Annotated in this window: 17 protein-coding genes and 1 riboswitch; of the genes, 14 read left to right on the top strand and 3 right to left on the bottom strand. The window is 35.0% G+C overall.

Going from position 1 to position 20,584, the window contains the following annotated elements; translation table 11 throughout:
• Positions 1 to 201: 201 nt before the first annotated feature.
• A complete protein-coding gene (locus ALGA_RS09895) occupies positions 202 to 1,011 on the bottom strand; it encodes a glycogen/starch synthase (protein WP_096429160.1) in 810 nt (269 codons plus the stop codon).
• 142 nt (positions 1,012 to 1,153) lie between these two features.
• Between ALGA_RS09895 and panC the strand changes: the two genes are divergently transcribed.
• From panC to radA, 4 genes are all read left to right on the top strand, one after another.
• Positions 1,154 to 2,038 carry a pantoate--beta-alanine ligase gene (gene panC, locus ALGA_RS09890; RefSeq protein WP_231706099.1) on the top strand — a complete coding sequence of 295 codons (885 nt, stop codon included), beginning with the start codon at positions 1,154 to 1,156 and terminating at the stop codon, positions 2,036 to 2,038.
• A gap of 11 nt (positions 2,039 to 2,049) precedes the next feature.
• Positions 2,050 to 2,400 carry an aspartate 1-decarboxylase gene (gene panD / locus ALGA_RS09885; protein WP_096429159.1) on the top strand — a complete coding sequence of 117 codons (351 nt, stop codon included), beginning with the start codon at positions 2,050 to 2,052 and terminating at the stop codon, positions 2,398 to 2,400.
• A 173-nt stretch (positions 2,401 to 2,573) separates the two neighbouring features.
• The gene (gene rfaE2, locus ALGA_RS09880) at positions 2,574 to 3,077 is read left to right on the top strand and encodes a D-glycero-beta-D-manno-heptose 1-phosphate adenylyltransferase (RefSeq protein WP_096429158.1); all 504 of its coding nucleotides are present in this window, start codon (positions 2,574 to 2,576) and stop codon (positions 3,075 to 3,077) included.
• A gap of 12 nt (positions 3,078 to 3,089) precedes the next feature.
• The gene (gene radA, locus ALGA_RS09875) at positions 3,090 to 4,466 is read left to right on the top strand and encodes a DNA repair protein RadA (protein WP_096429157.1); all 1,377 of its coding nucleotides are present in this window, start codon (positions 3,090 to 3,092) and stop codon (positions 4,464 to 4,466) included.
• 138 nt (positions 4,467 to 4,604) lie between these two features.
• Positions 4,605 to 4,799: riboswitch (cobalamin riboswitch) on the bottom strand.
• A gap of 32 nt (positions 4,800 to 4,831) precedes the next feature.
• On the opposite strand, the gene ALGA_RS09870 is transcribed toward radA, so the two are convergent.
• On the bottom strand, positions 4,832 to 7,204 hold the full coding sequence (locus tag ALGA_RS09870; RefSeq protein WP_096429156.1) for a penicillin-binding protein 1A: 2,373 nt from the start codon (positions 7,202 to 7,204) through the stop codon (positions 4,832 to 4,834).
• Positions 7,205 to 7,411: 207 nt separating this feature from the next.
• Here ALGA_RS09870 and topA point away from each other — a divergent pair, with 207 nt between their 5' ends.
• From topA to porN, 6 genes are all read left to right on the top strand, one after another.
• Positions 7,412 to 9,820 carry a type I DNA topoisomerase gene (topA, locus tag ALGA_RS09865; RefSeq protein WP_096429155.1) on the top strand — a complete coding sequence of 803 codons (2,409 nt, stop codon included), beginning with the start codon at positions 7,412 to 7,414 and terminating at the stop codon, positions 9,818 to 9,820.
• Positions 9,821 to 10,197: 377 nt separating this feature from the next.
• On the top strand, positions 10,198 to 11,130 hold the full coding sequence (locus ALGA_RS09860) for a PorP/SprF family type IX secretion system membrane protein (protein WP_162845425.1): 933 nt from the start codon (positions 10,198 to 10,200) through the stop codon (positions 11,128 to 11,130).
• Positions 11,131 to 11,176: 46 nt separating this feature from the next.
• Positions 11,177 to 12,511: a T9SS ring complex lipoprotein PorK/GldK gene (gene porK, locus ALGA_RS09855; protein ID WP_096429153.1), complete on the top strand. Its 1,335-nt coding sequence runs from the start codon at positions 11,177 to 11,179 to the stop codon at positions 12,509 to 12,511.
• 52 nt (positions 12,512 to 12,563) lie between these two features.
• Complete coding sequence (gene porL / locus ALGA_RS09850; protein ID WP_096429152.1) at positions 12,564 to 13,601, top strand: type IX secretion system motor protein PorL/GldL; 1,038 nt, start codon at positions 12,564 to 12,566, stop codon at positions 13,599 to 13,601.
• Positions 13,602 to 13,619: 18 nt separating this feature from the next.
• Positions 13,620 to 15,167 (top strand): type IX secretion system motor protein PorM/GldM, encoded by a 1,548-nt coding sequence (gene porM, locus ALGA_RS09845; protein ID WP_096429151.1) that lies wholly within the window; start codon positions 13,620 to 13,622, stop codon positions 15,165 to 15,167.
• A gap of 15 nt (positions 15,168 to 15,182) precedes the next feature.
• A complete protein-coding gene (gene porN, locus ALGA_RS09840; protein ID WP_162845423.1) occupies positions 15,183 to 16,028 on the top strand; it encodes a type IX secretion system ring subunit PorN/GldN in 846 nt (281 codons plus the stop codon).
• Between the two features lie 45 nt (positions 16,029 to 16,073).
• Here porN and ALGA_RS09835 read toward each other — a convergent pair whose 3' ends face one another.
• Positions 16,074 to 17,162: a mannose-1-phosphate guanylyltransferase gene (locus ALGA_RS09835; RefSeq protein ID WP_096433562.1), complete on the bottom strand. Its 1,089-nt coding sequence runs from the start codon at positions 17,160 to 17,162 to the stop codon at positions 16,074 to 16,076.
• A gap of 176 nt (positions 17,163 to 17,338) precedes the next feature.
• Between ALGA_RS09835 and ALGA_RS09830 the strand changes: the two genes are divergently transcribed.
• From ALGA_RS09830 to ALGA_RS09815, 4 genes are all read left to right on the top strand, one after another.
• A complete protein-coding gene (locus ALGA_RS09830; RefSeq protein WP_096429149.1) occupies positions 17,339 to 18,079 on the top strand; it encodes an MlaE family ABC transporter permease in 741 nt (246 codons plus the stop codon).
• Positions 18,076 to 18,828, top strand: coding sequence for an ABC transporter ATP-binding protein (locus ALGA_RS09825; protein ID WP_096429148.1), 753 nt, complete (start codon positions 18,076 to 18,078; stop codon positions 18,826 to 18,828). The genes ALGA_RS09830 and ALGA_RS09825 overlap by 4 nt, the downstream gene beginning before the upstream one ends.
• Positions 18,829 to 18,892: 64 nt before the next feature.
• Positions 18,893 to 19,717 carry a DUF4296 domain-containing protein gene (locus ALGA_RS09820; RefSeq protein ID WP_096429147.1) on the top strand — a complete coding sequence of 275 codons (825 nt, stop codon included), beginning with the start codon at positions 18,893 to 18,895 and terminating at the stop codon, positions 19,715 to 19,717.
• On the top strand, positions 19,714 to 20,529 hold the full coding sequence (locus tag ALGA_RS09815) for an amidohydrolase family protein (RefSeq protein WP_096429146.1): 816 nt from the start codon (positions 19,714 to 19,716) through the stop codon (positions 20,527 to 20,529). The genes ALGA_RS09820 and ALGA_RS09815 overlap by 4 nt, the downstream gene beginning before the upstream one ends.
• Positions 20,530 to 20,584: the final 55 nt, after the last annotated feature.

Genomic DNA, 20,584 nt, shown 5'->3' with positions numbered 1-20,584 from the left:
TTCAACAAGACACTAGTTTTACTTTCAATACGTTAACACCATACCAGTATCATCGATTGAATTATTATAAATTCAGCTAAAAATACTATAAGTTAGAAAGCTCTCCAAACTTCTTGAAGAATATTGCAAAAAGGATAAAAAATAAAAGGTGTAAATAAGCCAACGCTTACTTACACCTTTTTATAATATTGTAATCAGTAACTATTGTGCTACTAATTCATCGTAAAGTTCTGAATAAGCTGAAACATATTCATCCTTGTTCTTATACTCAACCAAAGGCTTCCCTGAAGCAATGGCATAAGCCATAACTTCTTCATTTATTTGAGGACTACCCATAATCAAAGCATCAGACTGATCAATTGCTAATTTATGAAGTGCTACATAATTTGCATCTTCTAAAATACTTACATCTTCCAGGCTAACTCCTTCAATAATTGATTTTTCTCTAAACTGACTACTGAAATGAGTCGGGAATTCATCATCATACATCGAGAAAACCACTTTTGTATCTGTAAATAATGGATCCTCATTAAATGCTTTTTTCATGTACAAAGGTACTAAGCCAGTAAACCAGCCTTGACAATGCACAACATCTGGTGCCCATCTCAATTTTTTTACCGTTTCAAGCACACCTCTAGCAAAGAAAATAGCTCTTTCATCATTATCTTCGAATGCATTGCCATTTCCATCTATCAGAATCTCTTTTCTATGAAAATAATCCTCATTATCAATGAAGTAAACTTGCATGCGAGCCGCTTGAATAGAGGCAACTTTAATAATTAACGGATGATCAGTATCATCAATTATTAAATTCATTCCAGAAAGACGGATTACCTCATGTAACTGATTTCTTCTCTCGTTGATACAGCCATATCGAGGCATAAAAGTTCTGATCTCTTTTCCTTTTTCTTGGATTCCTTGAGGTAGATGCCTACCTATTTCAGACATTTCAGTTTCAGGAAGATAAGGGGTAATTTCTTGTGAAACAAACAATACTTTTGTCTTTTCCATAGTCGCTAATAATTTATCTGCGCAAAATTAATAAAAATAATTAACAAAACTGTTCGAAACTGAGCCTTAAAGATCCTACAAAACAATTAAATGCAATAATAATTTCTCAATTTGTATTTATTTATTTTATTTGCAGTCTCAAATGAAAATCAATCAGATTTTACAGAACACAATTAAAGAAATGGAAATAGTAAAACTTGTTGCTGAAATTAAAAGTAAAATCAGCAAGTTTAAGTCGGAAGGAAAGACAATCGGATTTGTTCCAACAATGGGAGCACTTCATCAGGGACACTTGTCTCTAGCCGATGCGTCTGTAAAAAACAACGACATAACTGTTGTTAGTATTTTTGTGAACCCCACTCAGTTCAATAATCCAGAGGATTTATCATCTTATCCTAGAACTATTGAAAATGATTTAGAAAAACTTTCAGTCTACAAACCAGACCTGATTTTTATTCCTGATGTGAGTGAGATTTATCCTGAACAAGACACAAGAATATTTGAATTCGGATTACTGGATAAAGTAATGGAAGGAAAAAATCGTCCAGGGCATTTCAATGGTGTTGCACAAGTTGTCAGCAAACTTTTTGACATTGTAAGCCCTAACAACGCCTATTTTGGACAAAAAGATTTCCAACAAATAGCTGTTATTAAGCAGATGACAAAAGACCTTAAGTTAAGTGTAAACATTGTGTCCTGCCCTATTATAAGGGAGAAAGACGGTTTAGCAATGAGCTCACGAAATGTTTTACTTACTGAGGAGCAACGAAAAAATGCTTGCAAAATCTCTGAAACTTTATTTAAAGCTCGTAACTTAGCACCAGAATTAAGTGTATCTCAATTGAAAGAATGGGTTGTTGACGAAATCAATAAAAACATTTATCTTTCGGTCGAGTATTTTGAGATTGTTAACGATACAACTCTTGAGGTGATTAAAGACTGGAATGAGTCAAATAATAAAATAGGTTGTATTACGGTTCAGGTTGGAAAAACCCGCCTGATAGATAATGTTACTTTTAAATATTAGTAAAAAACGATATGTACATTGAAGTTTGTAAATCGAAAATTCACAAAGCGTCAGTAACTGGTGCTAATCTTCAGTATGTTGGAAGCATAACCATTGATGAAGACTTAATGGATGCAGCCAATTTGATTGAAAATGAAAAGGTTCAAATTGTTAACGTAAACAATGGAGAACGTTTAGAAACCTACGTTATTCGTGGTGAAAGAGGATCGGGAATCATTTGTTTAAATGGGCCTGCTGCCAGAAAATGTGCTGCTGGTGATGTTGTTATCATCATCTCTTATGCATCTATGGATTTTGAGGAGGCAAAATCATGGGAACCAAGTTTGGTTTTTCCAGATACTGCCACTAACAAATTGATTTAAACTAACTTATTTTATAAGTGCAGGGCTGTTCTAACCGATCAGCCCTTTTTTTATGGCCTTGTGTCAAAAATATTTAATTCAAAATAATGTTGAAACAATTTCATCCCGAATCTTGATCCTTTATTTCAGTTACTTTATACTTGTAAATTACTACCTTCAAAAAAATCAGTTAAATGAATAAACTTGATATTGTAAAAAATAAAATCATTACAGAGAAAGAAAATGCTTTTAACTTACTGCAAACTTGGCGTTTTAAAGAAAAGAAAATTGTTTTCACTAATGGTTGTTTTGATCTTGTTCACCGAGGTCATTTAGATTATTTAGCTACTGCAGCCTCAATGGGTAACAAACTTGTTATTGGTTTAAATACCGATGCCTCCGTTCAAAAACTTAAAGGTCCTGACCGACCAATAATTGATGAATATTCAAGAGCCTTTCTATTAGCATCATTGGGCTTTGTTGACATGGTAATTTACTTTGGTGAACAAACACCTTATGAATTAATTAATTTTGTACAGCCTGATATTCTTGTGAAGGGAAGCGATTACGATGCTGAAGATATTGTTGGGTACGATATTGTTAAAGCTAAAGGCGGGGAAATTAAAACTCTTGATTTCCTAGAAGGATTCTCGTCAACAGGAATCATTAAAAAAATAATCAACTCAACCAATAAATAATAATTCAGATTTATGGCCACCAAAGCAAAAACAAAAAGTGCCTGGTTTTGTCAAACTTGTGGAGTAGAATCTGCAAAATGGGTAGGGAAATGTCCTTCATGCGGAGAATGGAATTCCTTTGTCGAGGAAGTTGTGGTAAAATCAAGCCCCTCACAAATTATTGGATCCAATGGACAAGGCAAGAAAAACAAGCCACAAAAAATATCTGAAATATCTTCATCTGAAGCATCAAGATTCGACACCAAAAATGAGGAATTAAATAGAGTTTTAGGAGGAGGATTAGTTCCCGGATCATTAATATTAATTGGCGGTGAACCTGGAATTGGGAAATCAACACTTGCGCTTCAAATTGCTTTAAACTTAAAAAATTACACCACTTTATATGTTTCAGGCGAAGAGAGCGCTCAACAAATAAAACTTCGTGGCAATCGCATTAACTCGGATAACGAAAACTGTCTGATTGTAAGCGAAACCTCAATGGAGAATATTTTTTCTCATGTGAAAAATACCTCTCCGGATATCATCGTTATTGATTCCATTCAGACACTTGCAACCGAATCGATAGAAGCGGGCCCTGGCAGTGTATCGCAAATTAGAGAATGTACATCTCAGTTACTGCGCTTTGCTAAAGAATCGTCTACACCCGTTATTCTCATTGGTCACATCACCAAAGATGGAAATTTAGCAGGTCCAAAGATTCTGGAACACATGGTAGATACTGTTCTTCAATTCGAAGGAGATCAAAACCACATGTATCGAATTTTGCGATCCACAAAAAATCGATTTGGCTCTACCTCTGAAATGGGAATTTACGAAATGCAACACAACGGACTTCGAGAAGTCTCGAACCCATCCGAGCTTTTGCTTTCTCAAGATGATGAAAGCCTAAGTGGTGTTACTATTTCGGCATCAATAGAAGGAATGCGCCCTTTTCTTATAGAGACACAAGCATTAGTTAGTTCTGCTGCTTACGGGACTCCTCAGCGCTCTTCAACAGGTTTCGATCTTCGTCGATTAAATATGCTTTTAGCCGTATTGGAAAAAAGAGCAGGCTTTAAACTATCAACCAAGGACGTATTTTTGAATATTGCCGGAGGAATCAAAGTAAATGATCCAGCCATCGATTTGGCTGTAATTTTGGCCGTATTATCTTCAAGTACAGATATCTCTATTCCAAAGGAGGTCTGTTTTTCCGGAGAAATCGGATTATCAGGAGAAATCCGACCTGTTAGTAGAATTGATCAGCGAATTAGTGAGGCTGAGAAACTGGGATTCAAACAAATTTTCATTCCAAAGCACAATTCCAAAGGACTTGACACTTCAAAATTTAAAATAAAAATTCATTTGGTTAGCAAGGTCGGGGAAGTATTTCAGACCCTTTTCAGATAAAAATAAAGGCCGAAACTTAAGTCTCGGCCTTATAAACAGTTACTATGAATTTTGTCGATTCGAGTATGGCAGCTCGAACCAGATAGCGTCGGAATAGAAAGAAATAAACTGAATCTTTCCGCTTTTTCCACCGAAAGCTAAAATCCATGATCTCAGGCAGGTCTTCTGGCTTATTCCAATTTTAAGTGCCTTCCCATTCTACAGAACAGTGGTCTAATGACTTAAAATATTGATTCGAAAAACGAACCGGAATCTACAGCTGCGGGGACAGCTCCTGCTTTAAACAGGATTCCCTATTATTCCCTTTCGGGAACCTAAACATCTTTGCAATTTTAAGAAAATATATCGATCTTCCAACTATAATTTTAAAAGAAATCGTCATTCTCCGACTCAATTAATTCATTCGTATTTGAGTCGTCATCACAATCAAGATTTATACTTACACCTCTTGGTTTTTCAAAATCTCCCTGAGTAAGTCCTAAACTTTTATCGGCATAAACCTTCTGCATATAAAGAGCCCAAATTGGCAATGCCATATTCGCTCCCTGTCCCAGTCTAATCCCCTCAAAATGAACAGAACGATCTTCTGCACCAACCCATACGCCGGATACTAATTCGGGAGTAATCCCCATGAACCAGCCATCTGACTGATTCTGAGTAGTTCCGGTTTTACCCCCAATCGGATTATTTAAACCGTAAGTAAACCGTAATCTCACCCCTGTACCTCTCTGAACCACACCTTCCAATAAATTCGTCATTAAATAGGCTGTTCGTTCATCCATCACCTCGCGTTTTCGAGGAACCGATTGAGCAAGCAAATTTCCCTTGTGATCTTCTACTTTTGTAATGAAACTTGGTTTGATGTAAACCCCTTTATTTACAAAAGTTGAGTACGCACCAACCATCTCATATACCGTAATCTCTGAGGTTCCTAAAAAGATAGATGGAACCGGATCAATTTCACTAATAATACCCATTTTATGAGCCATTTCAACAACCGATTCTGGTGTGGTTTGCTTCAACACCCAACCGGATATATAATTCACCGAATGAGCCAATCCCCACTTTAAAGTCACCATTTCACCGCTCCTGGCATCAGTAGAATTTTTTGCTGTCCATGGAGAACCGTCAGGCAAAATAAATGTTTGTGGAATGTTTGGCACCCTATCACAAGGACTTAGACCTTCCTTCATCGCGAGTGTATACAAAAACGGTTTTATCACTGATCCTACCTGGCGTTTACCAACATTAACCATATCGTACATAAAGTGCTCAAAATTCGGTCCTCCTACATACGCCCGTACTTCTCCGGTCTGAGGTTCCATTGACATAAATCCGGCACGTAAAAATCCTTTCATGTAAAGCATGGAATCATTAGGGCTCAAAATGGTATCTCTTTCTCCTTTCCATGTGAAAATTTTCATTTTCGTTGGATCCTTAAATACCAATCGAATGGAATCCATACTCATGCCATTTTTCTTTAAAACACGATATCTTTCACTTCTTCTCATGGAAGTTTCAATATTTTGCGCGACATCCTCGTCAGTTAAATCATCAGAAAAAGGAGGATTCTTATGATTCTCTTTCTCGCGGTTAAATGCCATCTGTAAATCCAAGCCCAGATGCTCAACCACAGCCTCTTCCGCATATCGCTGCATTCTGGAATCAAGGGTTGTATATATTTTCAGTCCATCCGTATATATATTGTATGGAGTTCCATCTACTTTCACATTTTTATTGCACCATCCATAAAAAGGATTACTTTCCCATTCTAAAGAATCTTTATGAAATTGCTGATATGCATAGGATGGATATTGATTTCTTAACGGTTTATTTGCTGTAAAAGAAGCACGTAAGTACTCTCTAAAATAGGGTGCCATTCCTCTTTTATGATCCACTTTCTGGAAATCTATTTCTAATGGAATATTTTTTAAAGAATCGAACTCCATCTCCGATAAGTAATCATACTTGACCATCTGCGATAAAACAACATTTCTTCTATCCAATGTCAATTCAGGCCTACGTAAGGGATTAAAATAGGATGGATTCTTTGCCATGCCCACAAGCATAGCAGCCTGTTCAACACGAAGAGAATCGGGTGTCGTATTAAAATATACGTTCGCAGCCGATTTAATTCCCACAGCCAGGTTTAAAAAATCAAATTTATTAAAATACATTGTCATGATTTCCTCTTTAGTATAGCTTCGCTCCAACTTTACCGCAATCACCCATTCACGAAATTTTCTAAAAACGATATCAAATTTTTTCTCAAAACTCTCACGTGGAAACAACATTTTCGCCAATTGCTGAGAAATTGTACTTCCCCCTCCCGCACTTCTATTTCCAGTTACCAATCCGATAGCAACACGACCTAAACCGCGAATATCAATTCCTGAATGATCATTAAACCGAACATCCTCTGTAGCTATCAAGGCATCTACTAAAAATGAAGATAAATCAGGATATTCAACAAAAGATCTATTTTCAAAATAGAACTTACCAATCAGGTTACCATCTACGGTATACACTTCGGTAGCCAAACTATTATCTGGATTTTCCAGCTCTTCAAATGAAGGCATAAAACCAAATGTACCATTTGAAACACCGGCAAAAAATAAAATAACTAGTAAGACACCAATCAAAAAAACCGACCAGAATATAATGAGAGGTTTTTTAAAAGTTCTTAATTTCGATTCCTGTTCGATAATCGGATTAGTCTCGATATTGTTTTCTGACATTTTAAATCAATTAATTTAATTGTGCTGTAAAAATAGCAAATATTATTCGAACAATTAAAGGAGGTACATCATCTAATTATATCAAATTATTTAAGATATCTGAAATAGCTAATTTCAAAATAATCATCATAAATTTTGAAATTAGAATCCTTATTGTTTTACTTTGCAAAAATTTAAACCTAAACTTTCCAAAGTAAAGATACAAGTATGGTAGAGAATTTAGTTATAGTTGAGTCCCCAGCAAAAGCAAAAACTATCGAAAAGTTTTTAGGTGAAAACTTTGTGGTAAAGTCTAGCTTTGGGCACATTAGAGACTTAGAGAAGAAAGATTTTGGAATTGATATCAAGAATAATTTCGCCCCAAATTATATCGTATCCACTGATAAAAAAAAGGTGGTTGCCGAATTGAAAAAATTAGCAAAAGAAGCAACTACTGTATGGATCGCATCTGATGAGGATCGCGAGGGAGAAGCAATTGCTTGGCACTTATTCGAAGTCCTTAAGCTTAAAAAAGAAAACACAAAACGGATTGTTTTCCATGAAATCACAAAAGATGCAATCTTAAATGCAATCAAAAGTCCACGTGATATCGATGTGAATCTGGTTAATGCTCAGCAGGCACGAAGAATTCTAGACAGATTAGTTGGTTTTGAGGTTTCTCCTGTTTTGTGGAAAAAAGTCAAACCTCAATTATCTGCTGGACGAGTACAATCGGTAGCTGTTCGATTGATTGTTGAAAGAGAAAGAGAAATTATTGACTTTAAATCTGAATCTTACTTCAAAGTTGTTGCACATCTTACAGTCACGGATAATAATGGTGATGAAAGAACACTAAAAGCAGAACTCCCTAAAAGATTTTCAACAAAAGAAGAGACTCTTGCTTTTTTAAACAGTTGTAAAAATGGTGAATACCGAGTTAGCGATATCGAGAAAAAACCCTCGACGCGTAAACCGGCAGCACCTTTTACAACTTCTACATTACAGCAGGAGGCAAGTAGAAAACTTGGCTTTTCTGTTGCACAAACAATGACCGTTGCTCAACGCTTGTATGAAGCGGGAAATATTACATACATGAGAACTGACTCCTTGAATCTATCTGAAACTGCACTTAATGGAGCAGAGGAAGAAATCACCAGACGTCATGGTTCTGAATATGTAAAAATTAGAAGATATAAAACAAAAAACAAGGGAGCGCAAGAAGCTCACGAGGCTATTCGTCCAACAAATTTAAATAAGGATAGTGTTTCTGGAGAATCAAATGAAATTCGTTTATACAATTTAATTTGGAAGCGAACCATAGCCTCTCAAATGGCTGATGCTAAATTAGAAAAAACAAACATCAAAATTAGCATCTCTACGAACGACAAATTACTTGTAGCATCGGGTGAAATGATTAAGTTCGATGGATTCTTCAAAGTATATATGGAATCTTCGGATGATGAAAATCAAAAAGAAGAAGAAGCTCTTCTGCCAACTGTTACAGTTGGTGATTTGCTAAGCGAAGAAGTAATGAATGCCACTCAGAACTTCACCTACCGTCCTGCAAGATATACCGAGGCGAGTTTGGTGAAAAAACTGGAAGAATTAGGAATTGGCCGACCATCTACCTACGCACCAACAATTACAACCGTTCAAAATCGGGGATATGTTGTTAAGGAATCTAGAGATGGAATAGAAAGAAACTTTGAAGTACTTACTCTTCAGGAAAATAATATTTCAGAAGAAACCAAGACTCAAATTACCGGAGCCGAAAACAAAAAACTTTTTCCTTCGGATATAGGAATGGTTGTTACTGACTTTTTAAATAAGCATTTTACAAAAATCATGAATTATAATTTCACTGCTGACGTGGAAAAAGAATTTGATGATATCGCTATTGGGAAATTGGTATGGTACGAAATGATCGGGAAATTTTACAATCCATTTCATGCTAACGTAGAGAAAACTCTTGCGGAATCTGAAAGAGAAACAGGAGAACGAATTATTGGAAATGATCCAGTAACTGGAAAAGTAATATTGGTACGTATTGGAAGATATGGTCCAATGGCGCAATTAGGTGAAAGCTCGGAAGATAAGGAAGCAGAAGCACCAAAATTTGCAAGCCTACGCACTGGTCAGCACTTGGAAACAATCACTCTTGAAGAAGTTATCGATTTATTTAAACTTCCCAGAGACCTTGGTCTGTATGAAGATAAGAAAGTTGTGGTTGCTATCGGTCGATTTGGCCCTTACGTTCGTCACGATGGGAAATTTGCATCTTTACAGAAAGATGTAGATGATCCAATGGAAATTGATTTGGAGCGGGCAATTGTCCTTATAGAGGAAAAAAAGGAAAAAGATCGTTTAAAGCATATCAAATCCTTTGATGAAGATGCAGAATTGCAAATTCTTAACGGACGCTGGGGACCATACATATCATTTCAAAAGGAAAATTACCGACTTGCTAAAGATATTGAAGATCCTAAAACGCTTACCTACGAGGATTGTTTGAAAATCATTAAATCAGCACCAAAAAAGAAAACTACTAAAAAGGCGCCAGTTACAAAGAAAGCGCCTGTTAAGAAGAAAGCAACAACTGCAAAAAAGACCTCCACAGCAAAGAAGGCAAAAAAATAAAAATATCTAAAAAAAAAGTTAAGGGTTGTCTATCTACACAGACAGCCCTTTTTTATTGCTTTACAATTGAAATCAAACCCTCCATAATCCGTCCTTATTGTTAACCCCTCATTAAAAAACCTGAAAATTCTTAACAAAACAATAAAACCCTCGTAAATAAGACTTACAATTAAGTACCTGAATCAACGATTAACTAGTTAAGTCTGATTTCATGTTATTTAATCTAATATTATAAGTCCTAAAATTAAGTTTCAAATAGAAACATCAAAATTAATGATTAATGTACCTGAACCTCTGATAAAACTTGTAAGGAACGTTTATTTTTATTTACTTTACTTTTCACAGTTTTTGACCGTTACTGAACCATAATGTTATACATGAAAAAATTTATTTTCTTCATATTCCTAGCTTGTTTTTCCTTATCAATAAAGGCTCAACAGGATCCACAGTTCAGTCAAAACATGTTTAATATTCTTTCTGTAAACCCTGCTTTTGCTGGTGCAGACAAGGATATAGTTGTATCGGCGATTAATCGTCAACAATGGGTTGGTTTCGAAAATGCACCCGTTACCACAGTGTTTAATATAAGCACACCCATTACATTTATGGGAGCAGATCATGGAGTTGGCTTAACTATATTAAGTGATAAATTAGGCTTCGAAAAGAATACCGGCATGCGTTTTAGTTATGCATATCAAAAAAAAATAGGTGAAAGTTCTTTAAATATTGGGTTTAGTTTCGGGTTTCAAAATAATTCCTTAAAAGGAGAATGGTTTGTTCCAGATGGAGATGGTTTCTCAAGTCCTGAAGACGATCTTGGCTCTGCTAGCGTAGACGATAGTAAAATGGTTTTTGATTTAGGATTAGGAATTTATTATAAAACAGACAACTTTTATGTTGGAACTTCCGTAAGCCATCTGAACAAACCAAATATTGGATATAATGAAAATATTGAAACCTATCTTGCTCGTCATTATTATGCCATGGCAGGATATCGATACGAATTAGATGAATCGTGGGAAGTTTTACCATCGATTTTTTATAAAACTGATGCCGTAGTATCTCAATTTGATATAAATACGAACATCAGATACAATAAAAAGATTTGGGGAGGCGTTTCATATAGGGTTGATGACGCCATTGTCGGATTGTTGGGCGTTTTGTTTAATAATGGTATCCAAATTGGATATGCTTACGACATTTCAACCTCAAAAATTGCAAAAGGATCGCATGAGTTTTTATTAGCTTATCGATTCAATACGAAATTGGAAAAACGAAACCAGAAATATAAGAGTATTCGATTTTTATAATAATTAACAAGAAATCTATACAATTAGTATAATCTATAAAACCACTATGAATAAACTACTTACAACACTTTGTGTAATTGTTTTATTGTTCTTGTCCGGTTGTGGTAAAAACACTGGAAATGGAGAACTTATTGGTGCAGGTCAAAGAGGCAAATGGTTTGAACCTAAACCTTACGGGATGGTGTTGATTCCACGTGGAAGCTTTACCGTAGGTCCAAATGATCAAGATGTAGCTTGGGCACTTAACGCTACTGCTAAAACTGTATCTGTTGAATCCTATTGGATGGATGAAACTGAAATTACAAACAATGAGTATCGTCAATTTGTTTATTGGGTAAGAGATTCAATGGCGCGTGAATTACTAGGACAACAATTCGAAGAATTCTTAATTGCCGAAGATATAAATGGCAATCCTATAGATCCTCCTTTTCTTAATTGGGAAGAAAGATTGGAATGGGATAATGAAGAATATTCTGAAATTCTTGAGGACATGTTTCTGCCTGTTCACGAAAGATTTTTCAGAAATAAAGAAATTGATTCTCGTAAATTAAAGTATCAGTACGAATGGGTTGATCTTCAACAAGCAGCAAAAAAATCGAATCGTTACAATTACGAAACGGGAGAATATGAAGGTATGGTTGATGATTACAAAGGTGGTCACAAACAAATTGAAGACCGTTCTTCTTTTATCATGAAAGAAGCCCTTAATATTTACCCTGACACATTGTGCTGGATTCAGGATTTCACCTATTCATATAATGAACCCTGGACAAAACAATATTTTTGGCATCCTGGTTACGATGATTATCCTGTAGTTGGCGTTTCCTGGAAACAAGCATCTGCATTTTCTATATGGAGAACCCGCTTTCACAATTCGGCATTAAAAGCTGAAGGGGATTATCCTGTTCAGGATTATCGATTACCTACCGAATCAGAATGGGAATATGCCGCTAGAGGAGGAATCGCATTAAACATGTATCCTTGGGGTGGTCCTTATACTAGAAACGACCAAGGATGTTTCCTTGCAAATTTCAAACCTCTACGAGGAAATTATGTAGATGATGGAGGACTTGTAACCCTACCTGTTGGTAGTTATGAACCTAATGAATTTGGACTATATGACATGGCTGGTAATGTTGCGGAATGGACTTCTGGAGCTTATGATGAGTCAGCCTATTCATTTACACATGATATGAATCCGAATTATGAATACAATGCATTACCAGATGATCCTCCAGCTTTAAAAAGAAAGGTTACCAGAGGAGGATCATGGAAAGATATAGGATACTATTTACAATGTGCAACCCGAACTTACGAGTATCAGGATACTGCAAAATCCTATATTGGCTTCCGTTGTGTTAGAACTCACTTAGGTAGATAATATATCACCTGTAAACAATTTATTTTAGACCTTTTTTCAAACTTAACTGATCATGAATATTACCGAACTTGTTCAATCTCCTAGATGGAAGAAATTTATGGGCTATGTGTATGGCTGGGGTGCTTCCGTAGTTTTGATTGGGGCACTATTTAAAATACAACATTACCCATTTGCTGGAGAACTACTTACCGTTGGTATGTCTGTGGAGGCTATAATCTTTTTCTTCTCAGCATTTGAGCCACCACACGAACAACCAGACTGGAGTTTGGTTTATCCTGAATTAATTGGATTGGAACCAAGAGAAGGTAGTTTTGGAGGTGGTGTTCAAGTTGAAGGACTGGAGCAGTTACAATCACTCTTAGAGAAAATGAGTGTGCAACCTGATAAACTATCAAATTTAAGTCAAGGTCTTGCAAAATTAACCAATGCAGCAGAAAACCTTTCCAACTTATCAGAAGCCGCTGTTGCTACTAATGGTTATATAGAAAATATTCAAAAAGCATCCACCTCTGTTGGTGAATTCTCTAATAAATATGCTGAGTCAAGTGAAGAGATAGCAAATTCAGCTCAAAAATTGAGTAATTCTTATCAGGAAACAGCAAATATTGTTTCTTCATCAGGTGAAGGATTTGCTAACAACGTAAACGAATCAGGAAATAAATTGGTAGAGTCTTATCAAGAAACTGCAAAATCAATTTCCTTATCCGGTGAAGGATTCGCTAAAAACGTGAACGATTCAGGAAATAAGTTGTTAGATTCTTATAAAAATATGGATAAATATTTGCAAAGCGGATTTGATAAAATCTCTGAAAACAGCAATACATTTAATGGATCAATGACTTCCTTGAATGACAACCTGTCTTCCTTAAATGCGATTTACGAGTTGCAACTAAAACAAAGTAACGAGCAAATAACTAATTCGAAAACTGTACAACAGGATTTGAGTAAAGTTCTTGAAACGCTGACTACAACACTACAAAACGCACAAGCTTACAAGAAAGAAACAGAACAGTTAAACGAAAACCTTTCGGCACTTAATACCATTTACGGTAACATGCTAAGCGCTATGGATGTAAAAAAGAAAAATTAATTTAACTGTCAAGCTGAAATGGGAGCATCGAATTGTAAAGAAACGCCACGGCAAAAAATGATTGGAATGATGTATTTATTCCTAACAGCAATGTTAGCGATAAATGTATCAAACGAAGTGCTTAATGCGTTTACGATTATTGATAATGGTTTAGCAAAAACCATTCAAACATTTGAAGATAAAAATGAGTCCAAATATTCTGAATTTGAAAATGCATTGGACGCAAACCCCACTAAAGTTCAGGACTCCTGGGATAAAGCGAACATCATAAAATCAGAATCAAATGAATTGTCAGATTTAATTGATTCTCTAAAACATCGAATTGTAAAATCAGCAGATGGCATTGAATATGACATGGATAACATTGAGAGTAAAGACAATTTGGATGTTCCTGCTGAAATTATGATTGTGTTAGGTCAAGGAGAAAGATTAAGAAAATCGATAGATACTTATCGTAATTTGGTTTTAAGTCAAATTGCAGAAAAGGACTCAACTCTTCGCAGAGCGATTTTAAAAACTCTGAATACTGAAAAGCCGAAAAAGCAGACCAAAGGTGATCCTAATTATTCGTGGGAATCAATACAATTTTCACACACACCATTAATTGGGGCAATCACTCTACTCTCTAAAATTCAAACAGATATCCGAAGTACAGAATCAGATATTGTAAGCTATTTGTTTAATCAAATTGAGGCTGAGTCTTTTAAATTCAATAAATTAAGAGCTGAAGTTTTCTCACCGTCAAACTATATTTTAAAAGGTGACACATACCAAGCTCAGGTTTTCCTTGCTGCGATTGACACAACGCAAAATCCTAAAATAGTTGTTGATAGAAGAGGTGCAATTACAACTTTTAAAGATGGCAGAGGAATTTATTCTGCAAAAGCGGATCAGGTTGGTGAAGTAAAATGGGGAGGGATTATCACATATAAAAGTCCATCTGGAATAGAAACACCATACGAATTTGAATCAAGTTATATTGTAGCAGAACCTAATGTAGTTGTATCGGCCACTAAAATGAATGTGTTTTATGTTGGTGTTGATAATCCCGTAAGCGTTTCAGCTCCTGGATTTTCTTCAGATAGAGTTCGAGCTACCATGAATAATGGCCGTTTGATTAAAAAGGGAGATGCTTATGTTGCCAGACCTAAAGTAGCATTTAAGAATGCTAAAGTACTTGTTGAAGCGCAATTTGAGGACGGTTGGAGACCATTACGAACTGTAGATTTTAGGGTGAAACCAATTCCTGATCCAATTGCAAAAGTTGCTGATTTAAGTGGAGGAAAGATTAAAAAGAATTTACTGATGGCACAAACCGGTGTAGATGCCGTAATGGATAATTTTGATTTTGACTTAAAATTTAAAATTACCGCTTTTACAGTTTCAACACTCGTTAAAGGTTTTACGGTAGATCAAGAATCCCGATCAGATATGTTTTCAACTGAACAGCTAAGGATGTTCAGAAATTTAAAAAGAAGTCAAAAAGTATATATTGAAGATATTAGGGCAGTTGGTCCGGATGGCGTGACTAGAAACTTACCTACAATTTCATTTAGAATAGAGTAATAAAATTTATATATGATGAAAAAAAGCTTATTACTAATAATTGGTCTTGTTTTGATTTGTACTTCATATTCGGGTGCACAAACAAATGCTACAAGTGTTTATTCAAAAGATCACATTAAAAACAGAAAGCCTATTCCTTATTCGAATATACGTGAGTCGGATGTAATGTGGTCGAAGTTGGTGTGGAGGTTTATGGATTTACGTGAAAAAATGAACCTTCCCATGTATTATCCAACAACACCTGAAGATGATCGTTACAGTTTGATCGATCTTTTGATGTATGGCATTGAAAACGAAGGCTTAACTGCTTACGAAACGAATGACGATGAATTTAAGGTTCCTATGACCATTGATCAGATACGTTCGAAGTTTGATGCACAAAACGATACCATTATGCAACGAAACAGATTGACTGGAGAGCTGGAGCAAAAGATTCTTCCAGGTGAGATGCATACTGATGATGTAAAAAGATACATGGTAAAAGAACAATGGTTCTTTGATAAACAAACATCTACTTTACAGGTTCGAATTATTGGGATTTGTCCAATTCGTGAATACGTTAAAGATGGTGATTCGGATTTAGATGGTATCCAACAGAAAAAACTATTTTGGATCTATTTCCCTGAAGTTAGACCTTTGCTTGCTTCTCATGAGGTATTTAATCCAAATAACGATGCCGCTCGTTATTCATTCGATGATCTCTTCTTAAAAAGACATTTTTCCAGTTTTATTTCTCAGGTTTCTAATGTGCACAACAATCGTCAGATTAGCGAGTATACTGTTGGTTTAAATTCAATGCTTGAAGCTGAACGTATTAAGAATGATATATTCATATTTGAACACGATCTTTGGGAATACTAAAGAAAATATATGCCACAAAAAAAGGACCTCTTGAGGTCCTTTTTTTTATATAAACTTTTTCCCTTTTGTTATTTTAACATCATTTACAATTTTCTTGATTTCCTGTTCATCCCGTTTAGGACAAATAAGTAAAGTATTATCCGTTTCTACAACAATATAATCCTTCAATCCCTGTACAACAACTAATTTGCCATTAGATACGTTTACCAAACAATTTTTCGATTCGTAAAGCATCACATTTTCGCCCTGAATTGCATTCTGGTTACTATCCTTAGCCGTATGCTCGTAAAGTGAACCCCAAGTTCCTAGATCGGACCAGCCAAACTCAGAACAGTAAACAAATACATTTTCTGATTTCTCTAAAATTCCATAATCAATAGATATATTCTGACATTCCGGATAAATTTCATCAATCACCTCTTGCTCCTGTGGAGTATCCAACTTTTCGAAGATACTCTCAAATAATGCATTAACATCTGGCAAATACTTATTAAATTCCTCCTGAATCGCAGACAATTTCCAAATAAAAATTCCCGAATTCCAGAAAAACTCCCCTGATTCCTGAAAAATTTTAGCCAATTCCAGATGTGGTTTTTCCGTAAAGGTTTTTACTGGATAAACATTTGTGTAATCCTTAACCGCTTTATTTGCAACCTGAATATATCCATAACCTGTTTCTGGTCTGGAAGGATGTATCCCCAAGGTTAATAATTGATTTCCAGCTTGCACAAATTGAATTCCTTCAGACAAAACACTTAAAAACTTAGTCTCATTTAATATTAAATGATCTGCAGGCGTTACAATAATCGATGCCTTTGGGTTTCGTTTCTGAATTTTATGATTGGCATACGCAATGCATGGAGCCGTATTTCGCCTAATTGGTTCCAATAAAACCTGATCCTCTTTAATATTAGGAAGTTGTTGCAATACAAGATCTTTGTAGTTTGCATTGGTAACAATGAAAAAGTTCTCAACAGGACAAATAGAAGCAAAGCGTTCAAAGGTCATCTGAATTAAAGTTTTTCCTGTTCCAAGAATATCAAGAAATTGTTTGGGCTGTTTGTGTTTACTTAAAGGCCAAAATCGAGAACCGACGCCGCCAGCCATTATTACACAATAATTATTTTTATCCATTGGGAAATATTTATCTGAACTCATACTTTTAGCTTCGAATTCAAGAGTAGTAAAATTATACTCTAAAATACAGAAAAGCCTTCTCAATTCAAAAAAGAATAGAATATTCAATAGATACAATTAAGCTAGAAGATGCTAAACAAATAATTTGTAATTTTATCGTAAATAAAATAACTATGAATCTGTTTGAAAACGTAGGTAAATTCTCTAGATTTCTTGTACTGGTATTTTCAAAGCCAGAAAAAGGCAAGACTTTATTTTCGCAAATATTACGTGAAATTGATAAACTCGGAATCAATTCCATTGGAATTGTTGTAATTATATCTTTGTTTATGGGTGCTGTAATAACCTTACAGACTGCGTATAATATGCAGAATCCATTACTCCCTGATTATTTGGTTGGTTATACAACCAGAGAATCGATGATTCTTGAATTCTCATCAACGATAGTTGGTTTAATATTAGCAGGAAAGGTAGGCTCCAATATTGCTTCAGAAATTGGCTCGATGCGGGTAACTGAGCAAATTGATGCATTGGAGATTATGGGTGTGAATTCTGCGAATCATTTAGTCTTACCTAAAATTATAGCGGCAATATTTATTAATCCTTTTCTATATGTGCTAAGTGTATTTGTTGGTATTACAGGAGGTTTACTGGCTGGTTACTTATCAGGCACCGTTAATTTCACTGATTATATTGATGGTGTGCAATTTGCTTTTGTACCTTATTACATTACCTATTCTCTGATAAAAACAGCAGTATTTGCGTTTATTATTACTGCAATACCATCTTTCTACGGATACTATGTAAAAGGTGGCGCGCTGGAAGTAGGTAAAGCCAGTACAAAAGCAGTTGTAAACAGTAGTATTCTTATTCTTCTCGCGAATGTGATACTCACACAAATCCTTTTAAAATGATCACTCTAAATAATGTCAATAAATCTTTTGCCAACTTACAGGTATTAAATGATATCTCGATTACTTTTGAAGCTGGCAAAACCAATCTTATTATAGGACAAAGTGGTTCTGGTAAAACAGTTTTGTTGAAATCCATTATTGGTTTGCATGATGTTGATTCAGGCAGCATCTTTTACAATGACAGAGATTTTACATCGATGAATTTGAAAGCGAAAAAAGAAATTCGCAAAGAAATGGGTATGGTTTTTCAGGGTGGTGCATTATTTGATTCAATGAGTGTCGAAGAAAATGTACTTTTTCCATTGCAGATGTTTTCAGATTTGAGTGAAAAAGAAAAAATAAATCGTGCAAACTTTTGTTTAGATCGTGTAAATATTCAAAATTCGAATCATTTGTTTCCTGCCGAAATTAGTGGTGGTATGCAAAAGCGTGTAGCAATCGCAAGAGCAATTGCTCTTAATCCAAAATACCTATTCTGTGATGAACCTAATTCTGGTTTAGATCCCGTAACCGCAATTGTAATTGATAATTTGATTCACGAAATTACAAAAGAGTACAATATGACTACCATTATTAATACTCACGATATGAATTCGGTTATAGAAAATGGTGAAAAGATCATTTTTATAAGCAATGGGTACAAGGCTTGGGAAGGAAATAAAGACGAAATTTTTAATACTGATAATACTGAATTAAATAATTTTGTTTTTGCTTCGGAATTGTATAAAAAGATTAAAAGTCTCAGCTAAAAACAAACTACTACATTCTATTCGATTTATTATCTTTGCTACCAGATAAACAAGAAAAAATTTCATGAATAAACTACTAATTTTCTTTATTTGCTGTGGATTCACATTTTTAATTTCCTGCAAAGACAACAAAAAGAACACTCCACCACTTAATGAAGATCAATTCACTAAGATGCTTATTGATATTCATATTATTGATGGCACATTAAGCTCCCAGAATATATATCGGTCGGGTGATAATTATCGACCAAGCTATTATTACAATTCGATATACAAGAAATACAATATTACACGCGAACAGTTCGACTCATGCATATCATATTACTCTTACGACACTAATAAATTCACCCAAATTTATGATGTTATTATCGATTCGTTAAACCATCTTGAAACAAAATATCACATTGAAATTAAGAATAAACGACTGGAACTGGATACAGTGAATCTTTGGAAGAAAAAACAAAATTGGAGAGTGACTGAAAGAGCTAAAAATAACCTTGAATTTGCTATTCCAATTAAGGAACAAGGAATCTACACTCTTAAAGCTTCCATTAAAATATTTAAAGATGATCAGACCGACAATCCTAAAATAGAAGCCTATTTTTGGAAAAAAGATAGTTTAGGAGAAGAGCAGATTGTTAGTTTCAGGCCACAACCGATTGCCCAAGACATGAAATTCAACACCTATGAATTAATAATGGAATATCCGGATTCCACCTATACTGAATTACGTGGCAATTTATTTACCGGAGAAAACGACCTTGTTGACTTTACGCAACATTTCGAAATTAAAGACATTATGATTTTTAATCCGCAAATAAGACCTGATTCTTTACAAGTAATGAAAGAATTAAAGGAGGAGGAACAAATGCAACTTAGAAGGCGATGAGAAAAATAGCTGCAAACTATATTTTTCCTGTTAGCTCTACTCCATTAAAAAATGGAATTATTGTTCTTGATGAGAAAAACTATATCGTTGATATTATAGATACCAAAGGCGAAATTAAAGAAATTCAGAATCTCGAATTCTACAGTGGCTTAATCGTTCCTGGTTTTATTGATGTATTTACATTACTAAATTTTTCCTCCTTTTCTAAAAAGGATTTTGAAAACTGTTTGCATGCTAACTTTGGTTCTGCCCTTAGAGAGAACCTATTGCATAAACCAACAACTCCTGAAACCATACAGAGAGGAATTAATCAATTAGAAGCATATGGAACTGTTGCGGCCGTTGACTTTTATTTTAAAAATACTCTCGTTGAACAGAAGCAAAAGTCTAGAATTACTTTTTCAGATATAAATTTATCCCTGCGTAGTTCGTCACTCCAAATACCTTCCATTGGGGCACAGTTTAAAAGGGAAGAATCCATTCTACTTAATCGACTGATCCTTGAAAACAGAACAGATTTTAAGCCTTTGGAGAGTGAAATGAATAGATATTGTGTTGGAACAGGATCTCTTGGAACACATTTGAAGCTATCAGTTTTTGATGAGTTAAAAGCTCTGCAAGGACTTCTTCCAGAATTCACTTTCTGGGAATTAATTAAATGGGGAACAATTAACGGAGCAAAACATTTACAGATTGAAAAAGAATTTGGAAGTATTGAAATCGGTAAGAAACCAGGCCTAAATCTACTTACAAATCTTGACTATCCAAACCAGAAGTTTAGCGCGAATAGTGAGTTAAAAGTACTCGTTTAAACCGGCTAATTTAAGAAATGAAGAATTGTATAAATGACAACTGGTTTCCTTAATA

This window comes from Labilibaculum antarcticum (assembly GCF_002356295.1).
Lineage (GTDB): Bacteria > Bacteroidota > Bacteroidia > Bacteroidales > Marinifilaceae > Labilibaculum > Labilibaculum antarcticum.
The sequence above is the reverse complement of the archived record's forward strand: the minus strand, read 5'-3'. Positions and strand labels throughout refer to the sequence as shown.